Origin of the sequence: Saccharopolyspora sp. 7B, assembly GCF_020177435.1 — a bacterium.
Taxonomy (GTDB): Bacteria; Actinomycetota; Actinomycetes; order Mycobacteriales; family Pseudonocardiaceae; genus Saccharopolyspora_C; species Saccharopolyspora_C gregorii.
Genome location: NZ_JAIUKC010000204.1, coordinates 1 through 11,301, shown reverse-complemented (window position 1 = coordinate 11,301; position 11,301 = coordinate 1). Strand labels below are relative to the sequence as shown.

Here is an 11,301-nt window from a genome sequence, read left to right as displayed (position 1 = left end):
CGGGGCCCCCCACCCCACCGGGGTCTTTCATCTGGGGGGCGGGGGGTTTCCCCGCGCGGGGCGGGTGCGCCGGGGGGGGGGGGCGGGGGCCGCCCCCCCCCCCCACCCCCCGTGAGCGGCCCGTTCGGCGGCGGGCCATCATGGTCCTGTGAGTTTCGATGCGCTGCTGTTCTTGTCGTTCGGTGGACCGGAGGGCCCGGAGGACGTCCGGCCGTTCCTGGAGAACGTCACCCGGGGCAGAGGCGTGCCGCCGGAGCGGCTGGACGAGGTGGCCGAGCACTACCACCACTTCGACGGGGTCTCGCCGATCAACCGGCTCAACCGCGAGATCATGGCCGGGTTGCAGGAGCAGCTGCGCGCCGAGGGCCGCGACCTGCCGGTGTACTGGGGCAACCGCAACTGGCACCCGATGATCGAGGACACCGTGGCGCGGATGGCCGAGGACGGCGTGCGCAAGGCGCTGGTGTTCGCCACCTCCGCGTGGGGCGGCTACTCGGGTTGCAAGCAGTACCACGAGGACATCGCCCGGGCCCGCGAAGCGGTGGGGGAGCAGGCCCCGGACCTGGTGAAGCTGCGCCAGTTCTTCGACCACCCGCTGTTCGTGGGCGCCAACGCCGACGTGGTGCGCCGCGCCTACGCCGAGCTCGGTGATCCGCAGGCCCGGCTGGTGTTCACCGCGCACTCGGTGCCGGTGCGCGCCGATTCGATGCCCGGCCCGGACGGCCGCCCCGAGTGGTACTCCCGGCAGGTCGCCGAGTGCGCCCGGCTCGTCGCCGAGGAGGCCGGGGTGGAGACCTACGACGTGGTGTGGCAGTCCCGATCCGGCCCGCCGCAGGTGCCGTGGCTGGAGCCGGACGTGGTGGACCACGTCGAGGACCTGCACGCCAAGGGCGTCGCCTCGGTGGTGGTGAGCCCGATCGGGTTCGTCTCCGACCACCTCGAAGTGATCTGGGACCTGGACAACGAGGCCGCGGAGAAGGCCGCCGAGCTCGGCATGGGCTTCGTGCGGGCCGGGACCGCCGGGGACGATCCGCGGTTCGCGAAGATGATCGTGGAGCTGATCTCCGAGCACGTGGACGAGGTGCGGCCGCGGAAGCTGTCGCTGATGCCCGCCGCCGGCTGCGGCCGCAACGGCGAGGTGTGCGCGCCGGGCTGCTGCTCGCCGTCCTGACGTTCGTCGCTCGCGGGGCCGCGGTGGTCGTGGGACCGCCGCGGCCCTCGTGCGTCCGGGCTCAGTCCCGGCCGGGGGCGCCGATGGCGAGGAAGATGCGGGTGCAGTGCTCGACCAGGTCGTCGCGGTCGATGCGCAACGCCCCGTCCAGCCAGGCGGTGAGGGTCTGGGCGAGGCCGCCGACGGCGAACTGGCTGAGCACGTCCAGGTCGGCGCTGTCGCCCAGCCCGTAGAAGTCCTTGGCCTGGCCGCCGAGCAGTCCGACGAACAGCAGTGTGGAGCGCTGCCTGCGTTCGGCGAGCACGGCGCCCGCGCGGGTGGAGAACAGCAGTCGCCCGCGCCGCGGGTCGTCGCCGACGACGCCGATGACGGTGCCGAGCCCGGCCCGCACCTTGGCCGCCGCGTCGTGCGGGGCGGCCGCGACGGCGGCCAGCGCGCCGGTGGCGAGGTCGTCGATGACCTGGTCGTAGACGGCGGCGGTGAGCTCCTCGCGGTCGGCGAAGCTCTCGTAGAAGTAGCGGGCGGCGAGCCCGGCCCGCTTGCACACGCCGCGCACCGAGAGGGTGGCGTCGGCGTCGGGTGCGCCGAGCAGGTCCAGGCCCGCTTCGAGGAACCGGACGCGCCGCTCGGCCTTGCGGTGGTCGCCATCGACACCGCCGTACACCCGCAGGGAAGACGGCTCCATGCCGCCCATCTTGGCATCTCGCGGGCCGGGTCCGGGCGGGTCTTGACAGTGGGGGAACTGATCGGTTCCATATCTGCTAACGGGTGTGAGCAGAGTTCGCCGGGCGGGGCCGCCCGCACTGCCACCCGCTAGCGGAGGAGAGGGACCGATGACAGCTCCCACCGGATCACGCGTGCGCGAGGACGAACTGGTCGTCGGCGCCGGCCTGCTCGCCGGCGGCGCCAACGTGATCATGCAGCTGGCCCGGCCGGGCGTCGGCTACGGTGTCGTCGAGAGCAAGGTCGACAGCGGCAACATCTTCAAGCACCCCGTCAAGCGCACCCGCACCACGCTGACCTACCTCGCGGTCGCCACCATGGGCACCGACGAGGAACGCGCCCTGTTCCGGCGCGCCACCAACCGCTCCCACGCCCAGGTGCGCTCCACCTCGACCAGCCCGGTGTCCTACAACGCCTTCGACAAGAACCTGCAGCTGTGGGTGGCGGCCTGCCTCTACCGCGGCATCGAGGACGTCCACCGGATCTTCGTCGGGGAGCTCACCGACGCCGAGATCGACGAGCTCTACCGGCGCTCCGCCACCCTCGGCACCACCCTGCAGGTCACCGACGACATGTGGCCCGCCGACCGCGCCGCCTTCGAGGAGTACTGGAACGACGCGCTCGACCAGGTCCACGTCGACGACACCGTGCGCGCCTACCTGCACCAGATCGCGATGCTCGGTTTCATGCCGCGCTACGTCCGCGCGCCGCTGGGCCGGTTCAACCGGTTCATCACCACCGGCTTCCTGCCGCAGCGGTTCCGCGACGAGATGCGGCTGCCCTGGACCGACCGCGACCAGCGCCGCTTCGACCGGCTCACCCGCGTCATGGGTGCGGTCATCCGGCGGCTGCCCCCGGTGCTGCGCAAGTTCCCGTTCAACTACTACCTGTGGGACGTGCGGCGCCGGATCGGGGCGGGTGCTCCGCTGGTGTGAGTCAGTGCTTGCCGGCGCTGTCGGCCAGCACCCGCACCATCTCCGCGATCGAGGCGCGCCGGGCCGCCCGGACCGAGTCGAACAGCGGCCGCAGGGCCTCCGTGCGCGCCCGCGTCGCGGACGCCGACAGCGCTCCGCCCGGGGCGTCGTCGGTGGCCACCCACAGGATCGCCTCCACCTCGGAGGCGCGCTGCAGGATCCGCAGCGGCCGCTGCGGCACGTCCTCCGGCCACGGCGGCTTCGGGCGGTCGGCCACCGTCGAGGCGATCTCGTCGCGCACGCCGGGGCGGTGCTTGGCGATGTCCAGGTCGATCAGCGTGCTCGCGGCCTCCCGCATCGCCGAGGACATGCCGTGCTCGGCCTCCCCGATCGCCAGGTGCTCGGCGGGCGGCAGCTCCCCGACGGCGAACACCGTCCAGTGCAGGATGCCCTCGGCGACCGGCTCGGGCACCAGGCCCAGCCCGGCCTCCGGCAGCACCGCCGCTTCACCGCGGCGCAACGCCTGCTTGGAGAACGGGCTCGCCGAACCCAGGCCCCGCACGTCACCGGGGACCGGCAGCGCCAGCTCCCCAGCGGTGGCACCGGCCTTGCGCAGCGCCGCCAGCAGCAGCGCCGGACCGGCCGGGGTGTCCTGCGGGCCCGGCAGTTCCAACCGGGCGGCGAGTTCGTCGTCGGCGGCGCGCACTTCCTGCGATTCGCCCCAGACCTGCAGAGCGTCGAGCACGTCGTCCGCGGCGGTCGCACCGTGCAACCACGCGGACGTCCAGACGACCATCGTTGCGCTTGGGCATGGCACGTCGAGAGAGAGTACGTATCCCGTCCGCGCGCATCAGCCCGGGGCCGCGCGGTGTGGGCCTCGTCGCGGGCGGCGTGCCGCGACCGCGGCGTCCGCGACGGTGCATAGGATCTTCGCGTGCGTTCGGTCAACTACGGCAACGACGTCCTGTCCTCCGGTCGCAAGCGCCGCGAGATCCCCGAGGTCCCCGCCGAGCCCGGGCTCGTGGTCGAGGACCCGGCCAGCGGCTTCTGCGGCGCGGTGGTGCGCGTGGAGAAGGGCAACGCGGTGCTGGAGGACCGGCGCGGCGCCCACCGGCTGTTCCCGATGCGGCCCGCCGCGTTCCTGCTGGAGGGGCGCCCGGTCACCCTCGTCCCGGTGCCCGCCACCGACCCAGCCGCGACCCGCACCTCCGCGTCCGGGTCGGTGCACGTCGACGGGCTGCGCGCCCGGGAGGCTCGGGGCAGCCGCATCTGGGTGGAAGGCCTGCACGACGCCGAGCTCGTCGAACGCGTCTGGGGCCACGACCTGCGCGTCGAAGGCGTCGTGGTGGAGCCGCTGCACGGCGTGGACGACCTGCCCGGGTTGCTCGGCGAGTTCCGCCCCCGCGCCGGTCACCGGGTCGGGGTGCTGGTGGACCACCTCGTCGAGGGCAGCAAGGAGTCCCGGCTCGTCGCCGGGATCGACGACCCGCACGTGCTCATCACCGGACACCCCTTCGTCGACGTGTGGGAGGCGGTCAAACCCGCGTCCCTGGGCATCGCGGCCTGGCCGCGGGTGCCGCGCGGGCAGGACTGGAAGGAAGGCGTCTGCGCCGAGCTGGGCTGGGGCGAACCGGCCGAGGGCTGGCGCCGCGTGCTCGGCGCGGTCGAGGGCTTCCGCGACCTGGAGGCCCCGCTGATCGGCGCCGTCGAGCGGCTGATCGACTTCGTCACCGAATCCTGACCCCGTTCCGGGCCTGCCCGGGCGTCCACGGTGGAACGCCGGCGCCCCACCACCCGAGCACCGCGAGCCGGTCACGTTGGCCGAAATAACCCCACAGAACGCTTGTGCTCTGCCACGATGGGTGCATGGCCCCCGTCGTGTGGTTGATCATCGGTGTGATCCTGGTGGCGGCCGAGGTGCTGTCCGGGGAGTTCGTCCTCGTGATGCTCGGCCTCGCCGCGCTGGGGACCGCGCTGGTGGTCCTGGCCGGAGCGCCGACGTGGCTGGCGGCCGTGGTGTTCGCCGCGCTGGCCGGGGGACTGGTGCTGGGGGCGCGTCCGGCGTTGAAGCGCCGCTTCCTCGCCGGCCGCGAGCTGAAGACCAACGTGGACGCCCTGGTCGGCAAGCACGCCGTCGTGGTCGCCACCGTCGACCACCAGGGCGGCCGGGTCCGCATCGACGGGGACGTGTGGTCGGCCCGCGCGTGCGCTGAGGCCGACGTCTTCGAAGCCGATTCAACGGTGCTGGTCACGGAGATCTCCGGGGCCACCGCCATCGTCGCGGCACAACCGTGAACTGGAGGGTGCAGTGGAATTGATCGTGCTGGCGGTGGTGGTGCTGCTGGTGATCGTGGTGGTGGCCAAGTCCGTCCTCGTGGTGCCGCAGGCGCAGGCCTCGGTGGTCGAACGGCTGGGCCGGTTCCGCACCGTCGCCGCGCCCGGGCTGAACTTCCTGATGCCGTTCCTGGACCGGGTGCGGGCGAAGATCGACCTGCGCGAGCAGGTGGTGTCCTTCCCGCCGCAGCCGGTGATCACCCAGGACAACCTGACGGTGTCGATCGACACCGTGGTGTACTTCCAGGTCACCGACTCGCGTTCGGCGGTCTACGAGATCTCCAACTACATCGTCGGTGTGGAGCAGCTGACCACGACGACGCTGCGCAACGTGGTCGGCGGCATGAGCCTGGAGGAGACGCTGACCTCCCGGGACCAGATCAACACGCAGCTGCGCGGCGTGCTGGACCAGGAGACCGGGCGCTGGGGCATCCGCGTGGCGCGGGTCGAGCTCAAGGCGATCGACCCGCCGCCGTCCATCAAGGACTCGATGGAGAAGCAGATGCGCGCCGACCGGGAGAAGCGCGCGATGATCCTGAACGCGGAGGGCGCGCGCGAGTCCGCCATCAAGACCGCGGAAGGCCAGAAGCAGTCCCAGATCCTCGCGGCCGAGGGCGCGAAGCAGGCGTCGATCCTGGACGCGGAGGGCGAGCGCCAGTCCAGCATCCTGCGCGCCCAGGGTGAGCGGGCCAGCCGCTACCTGCAGGCGCAGGGCCAGGCGAAGGCGATCGAGAAGGTCTTCGCCGCGGTGAAGCGGGGCAAGCCCACGCCGGAGCTGCTGGCCTACCAGTACCTGCAGACCCTGCCGCAGATGGCGCAGGGCGACGCGAACAAGGTGTGGGTGGTGCCCAGCGACTTCAACAAGTCCTTGGAGGGCTTCGCCCGGATGCTCGGTGCGCCCGGCGAGGACGGGACGTTCCGCTACGAGCCCCCGAAGGAGGAGCCGCCGGCGGGCAGCCCGGAGGACGAGGAGGAGTCGGTGGCCGCGTGGTTCGACACCTCGTCGAACCCGGAGGTCGCCGAGGCCGTGCGCGCCGCGGAGGAGGTGGCACGCAAGGAGGTGCCGAGCGCCGCGGCGGGGATGCCCTCCGGTGGTGCCGCGTTGTCGGGTCCGAAGGCCACGCAGGCGCTGGGGGAGACCGGGGCGCTCGGCGAGCCCCCGGTGGGTGGCGGTTCCCCGGCCTGATCGGGTTCTGACCCGGGCAGAGGCCCGGAAACGAGCGAAGTGGGGGGGGGGGGCCCCCCCCACTTTTGCGCCGCATTCGCTTTATTGGCTTGGTGGTTTCAGCGTCGACCGAAATCAATGATCTGAAGATCAAAAGCACGAACAAGCACAGACGATCGGGGGTCTTCCAGTGCTCAGGCCGGGGGTTCGAGCATCGGGCCGCCCGCGACTCCGAGCGCCCGCAGCACGCCGAGCAGGTGATCGCGCAGGACCGCCTTGGCGGTGTCCGCGGCGCCGTCGCGCACGGCGGTCGCCACCTCGGCGTGTTGCCGGGTGATGTCCGGGCGGCGGTCCTGGGTCCGGGCTCCGGCGGTGATCCGCAGTTGCCGGTCGCGCAGCGCGTTGTAGAGGTCGTCGATGATGGGGTTGGCCGCGGCGGCGACCAGCCGGGCGTGGAAGTCGCGGTCGGCCTCGTGCATCTCCGCCGTGCTCAGGCCGCTGCCGTCGCATGCCGCATGGGCGCTGAGATCCTCGCCGACCCGGCGCATCGTCGCGGGGCCGTCGGCCGCGATCTTGTCGATGGCGAAGCTCTCCAGCGCCAGCCGGGCTTCGAGGACGGCGCGGGCCTCGGTGGGGGTGACCGGGACGACCAAGGCTCCCCGCTTCGGGTAGAGCCGCAGGAAGCCTTCGGTCTGCAGCCGCAGGAAGGCCTCGCGCACCGGGGTGCGGGACATGTTCATGGCGGTGGCCACTTCGCCTTCGGACAGCAGGTGTCCGTCGGGGTAGGTGCCGTCGAGCAGCCCGGTCTTGACGTGCCGGTAGGCCCGGTCCGCGGCCGGGGGTTCCGCGCTCGCCGGGCCGGTGCCGCCGGGTGCGGCGGTGGGCGGCGGCACGTCGTGGTTCGGTGTTGCGCTCGACACGCGCCCATAGTACTGATCCGCATCTTGTATCTATGGTGGATACAAGTCGAGAGAGGTGGGTGTTCCGGTGTCGGTCGGTGTTGCCGGGGAACAGCGGGTGGCGCGATCGAGCGTCGTCCAGCGCGGGGCCTGGCTGGTGTGGGGCGTGGGTGCGGCGTGCTACTTCGTGGCGTTGTTCCACCGGGCGAGCCTGGGGGTCGCGGCGCCGGACGCGCTGGTGCGCTTCTCCGCGGGCCCGGGGGTGCTGGCGCTGTTCTCGGCGCTGCAGCTGGGCGTGTACCTGGTGCTGCAGGTGCCGTCGGGGCTGCTGGCGGACCGGTTGGGGCCGCGGCGGGTCATCACCGGCGGGGTGCTGGCGCTGGCGATCGGTTCCGCGGTGTTCGCGGTGAGCGGCTCGGTGCTGGGTGGGGTCACCGGCCGGGTGTTCATCGGTATCGGTGACGCGTTCATGTTCACCAACGTGCTGCGGTTGGCGGCGCAGTGGTTCCCGGCCGACCGGTACGGCCGGGTGGCGGCGCTGACCGGTCTGGTCGGTGGGCTCGGGCAGGTGCTCTCGACGGTGCCGTTGACCTCGGCGCTGCACGGTCTGGGCTGGGTGCCGACGTTCCTGGGGGCGGCGGGTCTGACCGCGGTGCTGGCGGTGGTGGCAGGTGCGGTGATCCGGGATCGGCCGGCCGGGTTGGGGCCCGAGGTCCCGTCGGAGGTCGGGGAGCGGATCTCCCGCACGTTGCGCGTGGTGGTGGCGCAGCGCGGCACGAAGCAGTCGTTCTGGGTGCACTTCGTGCTCCTCTCCCAGTTCTTGGCGATCACGACGTTGTGGGGTGCGCCGTGGTTGACCGGTGCGCAGGGCGTGGCTTCGTCGGCGGCCGGTGGCCTGCTGCTGGTGGCGGCGATCGGGTTCATCGCGGGCTCGTTGGTGGCGAGCCAGTGGATCGCGGGGCGCCCGCGGCGGCGGGAGCGCTACACGTTGGGGATGTCGGTGCTGGTGGTGCTGACCTGGTTGCTGGTGGTGGCGTGGCCGACGGCGATGTCGGTGCCGCTGCTGGTGGTGGTGCTGGCGGTGCTGGGCTTCGGTGGTGGTGCGGCGATGCTGGCGTTCGACGGTGCGCGGGAGTCGAACGCGGTGCACCGTTCGGGTGCGGCGTCGGGCGTGGTGAACATGGGCGGTTTCCTGGCGGGGGTGCTGATCCAGGTGCTGGTCGGATTGGTGCTGGAGGTGGTGTCGGTGCTGCCTGCGCTGGAGGCGTACCGGTGGTCGTTCGTGCCGGTGGTGGTGCTGCTGGCGGTGGGTACCGCGGGGCAGTGGGTCTGCCGGACGCGTCCGGTGGAGGTGCGGTCGTGAGGGCGCGGCGCGGCTGAGCGCGGTGCCGGTGCGCGGTTAGGGTCGCGTGATCGGTGCCGTCGGTCGGAGGAGGTCCGGGTGTCCACTGCGCTGGAGCTGCGGAATGTCGTGGGCGGGGTGCGGTCGGGAACGGTGGCGGGGGAGTCGTTGCCGTTGGTGGATCCGGCTTCGGGGGAGGAGTACGGGTCGGCTCCGCTGACGCGGTGGACCGATGTGGACGAGGTGATGGGGGTGGCGGCCGCGGCGTTCGAGGAGTGGTCGGTGACGACTCCGGGGGAGCGGCAGCGGGTGTTGTTGCGGTGGTCGGAGGAGGTGGAGCGGTCCGCGGAGCGGTTCGTGCTGGCGGAGTGCCGGAACACGGGCAAGCCGTGGGAGGTGGTGCGGTCGGGGGAGTTGCCGCGCGCGGTGGACCTGCTGCGGTTCCTCGCGGGTGCGGCGCGGTTGCAGGAGGCGGGTGCGGCGGGGGAGTACGTGCCGGGGTGCACGTCGTTCGCGCGGCGGGAGCCGATCGGGGTGTGCGCGCAGGTGGCGTCGTGGACGCATCCGTTGCTGTTGGCGGTGGCGCGGGTGGCGCCGGCGTTGGCGGCGGGGAATGCGGTGGTGTTCAAGCCTGCGGAGACGACGCCGGTGAGCGCGGTGTTGTTGGCGGAGTCGGCGGTGGGGGTGTTGCCGTCGGGGTTGTTCAACGTGATCTGCGGTGATCGGGACAGTGGTCGGGCGATGGTGGCGCACGAGGTGCCGGGGATGTTCTCGATCACGGGGACGGTGCGGTCGGGGATGGAGGTGGCGGGTGCTGCGGCGGCGGATTTGAAGCGGGCGCACTTGCAGTTGGGTGGGAAGGCGCCTGCGGTGGTGTTCGGGGATGCGGAGGTGGGTGCGGCGGCGCGGGGTATCGCGGCGGCGGCGTTCGGGGATGCGGGGCAGAGCTGTACGGCGGCGAGCCGGGTGCTGGTGGCGGAGGGCGTGTACGAGGAGTTGGTGGCGGAGTTGGCGGCGCAGGCGGAGGTGTGGCGGCCGGGTCCGCCGCAGGATCCGGATGCGGCGTTCGGTCCGTTGAACAGCGCTGGGCAGCGGGAGTTGGTGGCGGGGTACGTGGAGCGGTTGCCCGCGCATGCGCGGGTGGTGGCGGGTGGTCGTCGTCGTGGTGGGCGGGGGTTCTTCTACGAGGCGACGGTGGTGGCGGACGTGGAGCAGTCGGACGAGTTGGTGCAGCACGAGGTGTTGGGGCCGGTGGTGGTGGTGCAGCGGTTCTCCTCGGAGGAGGAGGCGGTGGAGTTGGCGAACGGGGTGCGCTACGGGTTGGTGGCGAGTGTGTGGACGCGTGATCATGCGCGGGCGATGCGGATGTCGCGGGCGTTGCAGGCCGGGACGGTGTGGGTGAACGTGCATCGGCCGTTGGTGGCGGAGATGCCGCACAGCGGGTTCAAGCATTCGGCATCGGCGCGGGATTTCGGCCGGTTCGGGTTGGAGGAGTACAGCCGGGTGAAGCACGTGATGTCCGGTCTGGGGTGAGCGGGTGTTGGTCATGACTCCATGGTGCGGAGTCGAACAGGCGTTCGCCAGTGCTCGATGGGGTGATCGTGTCAGCGGGTGGCGGTGCCGCTGTCGGTGGCGTCGCGGAGGGCGACGGAGAGCAGGGCCGCGGCGGGTCCGGTGAGGCGGTGCCCGGCGCGCCAGACGGCGTGCAGGGGGCGGTGGAGGTCGAGGCCGGTGACGGGGACTTCGACGACGTGGCCCGCGGCGAGGTCGGTGGCCACGGCGAGGGTGCTGAGCACGGCGGGTCCGGCGCCTGCGACGACGCTGTTGCGCACCGAGGTGGTGGAGTGCAGTTCGAGCAGGGGTTCGGTGGGGGTGGCGCCTGCGGTGGCGAGCGCGTGTTCGAGGGTTTCGCGGGTGCCGGAGCCGTGTTCGCGGACGATGAGCGGGGTGGCGGCGAGTTCGGTGGGGTCGAGGGGTTCGCGGCGCCGGGCCCAGCGGTGGTCGGGTGGGACGACGACGGTGAGGCGGTCGCGGGCGAGGTAGCGCACGGAGACGCCGTCGGGGACCTCGGGTGATTCGAGGAAGCCGAGGTCGGCGCGGTCGTGGCGGACGGCGTCGGTGACGGCGGTGGAGTTGGCGACGTCGAGTTCGAGGCGGAGTCCGGTGAAGGCGGTGCGCAGCGAGGTGAGCCAGCGCGGGGCGAGGTAGTCGGCGATGGTCATGCTGGCTGCGACGCGGAGGCGTTGTTCGTGGCGGGCGCGCAGGGCGTGCACGCCGGTGTGCAGGGCGTCGAGATCGGTGAGCACGTCGCGTGCCCAGTCGAGGACGGTGCCGCCGGCGGGGGTGAGGTCGGCGCCGCGACGGGTGCGTTCGACGAGGTGGAGGCCGAGGCGGCGTTCGAGGCTGTTGAGGCGTTTGCTGGCGGAGGGTTGGCTGATCCGCAGTTGGGCGGCGGCGGCGCCGATGCTGCCGAGTTCGGCGATGAGCACGAGGAGTCGCAGGGACAGCGGGTCCGGATCTTCTGCCATGCAGCAACTGTAGCTCGCCTGGGTGTTCTGGCCCTGTGGTGATGCATTCCGGTTATGGGTTCCTGTGCGGTTGACGGCTACCGGGCGTGCGGGTGGCGGGTGAGGCTCGGGGCATGCGGACGTCGGTGGAGTTGCGTGCGGTGTGGTCGGAGCGTCGGTCGGGTGTGCTGGTGGCCGCGGTGGGGGGGCTGGTCGCGCAGCTGTTGTCGGCGTGGGTGCCGGGGG

11 protein-coding genes are annotated in these 11,301 nt (G+C 72.3%); 7 read left to right on the top strand and 4 right to left on the bottom strand.

Annotated features, from left to right (window positions below):
• The first annotated feature begins 148 nt into the window (after positions 1–148).
• The gene (locus LCD33_RS26040) at positions 149–1,171 is read left to right on the top strand and encodes a ferrochelatase (RefSeq protein WP_224978379.1); all 1,023 of its coding nucleotides are present in this window, start codon (positions 149–151) and stop codon (positions 1,169–1,171) included.
• Between the two features lie 61 nt (positions 1,172–1,232).
• On the opposite strand, the gene LCD33_RS26035 is transcribed toward LCD33_RS26040, so the two are convergent.
• Positions 1,233–1,856 carry a TetR/AcrR family transcriptional regulator gene (locus LCD33_RS26035; protein ID WP_224957446.1) on the bottom strand — a complete coding sequence of 208 codons (624 nt, stop codon included), beginning with the start codon at positions 1,854–1,856 and terminating at the stop codon, positions 1,233–1,235.
• 148 nt (positions 1,857–2,004) lie between these two features.
• On the opposite strand from LCD33_RS26035, the gene LCD33_RS26030 reads away from it, so the two are divergent.
• Positions 2,005–2,829 (top strand): oxygenase MpaB family protein, encoded by an 825-nt coding sequence (locus tag LCD33_RS26030; protein WP_224978378.1) that lies wholly within the window; start codon positions 2,005–2,007, stop codon positions 2,827–2,829.
• 1 nt (position 2,830) lies between these two features.
• Here the strand turns inward: LCD33_RS26030 and LCD33_RS26025 are convergent, their stop codons facing one another.
• Positions 2,831–3,604, bottom strand: coding sequence for a hypothetical protein (locus LCD33_RS26025; protein ID WP_224957450.1), 774 nt, complete (start codon positions 3,602–3,604; stop codon positions 2,831–2,833).
• Positions 3,605–3,742: 138 nt separating this feature from the next.
• Here LCD33_RS26025 and LCD33_RS26020 point away from each other — a divergent pair, with 138 nt between their 5' ends.
• The 3 genes from LCD33_RS26020 (at position 3,743) to LCD33_RS26010 (ending at position 6,328) form a co-directional block, all read left to right on the top strand.
• Positions 3,743–4,549, top strand: coding sequence for a DUF3097 domain-containing protein (locus LCD33_RS26020; RefSeq protein WP_224957452.1), 807 nt, complete (start codon positions 3,743–3,745; stop codon positions 4,547–4,549).
• A gap of 125 nt (positions 4,550–4,674) precedes the next feature.
• On the top strand, positions 4,675–5,103 hold the full coding sequence (locus LCD33_RS26015) for an NfeD family protein (RefSeq protein WP_224966122.1): 429 nt from the start codon (positions 4,675–4,677) through the stop codon (positions 5,101–5,103).
• A 13-nt stretch (positions 5,104–5,116) separates the two neighbouring features.
• Positions 5,117–6,328 carry an SPFH domain-containing protein gene (locus LCD33_RS26010; RefSeq protein ID WP_224957455.1) on the top strand — a complete coding sequence of 404 codons (1,212 nt, stop codon included), beginning with the start codon at positions 5,117–5,119 and terminating at the stop codon, positions 6,326–6,328.
• Positions 6,329–6,501: 173 nt separating this feature from the next.
• Here the strand turns inward: LCD33_RS26010 and LCD33_RS29515 are convergent, their stop codons facing one another.
• A complete protein-coding gene (locus tag LCD33_RS29515) occupies positions 6,502–7,227 on the bottom strand; it encodes a GntR family transcriptional regulator (protein ID WP_224957456.1) in 726 nt (241 codons plus the stop codon).
• Positions 7,228–7,324: 97 nt separating this feature from the next.
• On the opposite strand from LCD33_RS29515, the gene LCD33_RS26000 reads away from it, so the two are divergent.
• Both LCD33_RS26000 and LCD33_RS25995 read left to right on the top strand, forming a co-directional pair.
• A complete protein-coding gene (locus LCD33_RS26000) occupies positions 7,325–8,569 on the top strand; it encodes a nitrate/nitrite transporter (protein WP_224957457.1) in 1,245 nt (414 codons plus the stop codon).
• Between the two features lie 78 nt (positions 8,570–8,647).
• On the top strand, positions 8,648–10,081 hold the full coding sequence (locus LCD33_RS25995) for an aldehyde dehydrogenase family protein (RefSeq protein WP_224978377.1): 1,434 nt from the start codon (positions 8,648–8,650) through the stop codon (positions 10,079–10,081).
• A 71-nt stretch (positions 10,082–10,152) separates the two neighbouring features.
• Here LCD33_RS25995 and LCD33_RS25990 read toward each other — a convergent pair whose 3' ends face one another.
• Positions 10,153–11,076: a LysR family transcriptional regulator gene (locus tag LCD33_RS25990; protein ID WP_224963312.1), complete on the bottom strand. Its 924-nt coding sequence runs from the start codon at positions 11,074–11,076 to the stop codon at positions 10,153–10,155.
• Positions 11,077–11,301 lie beyond the last annotated feature (225 nt).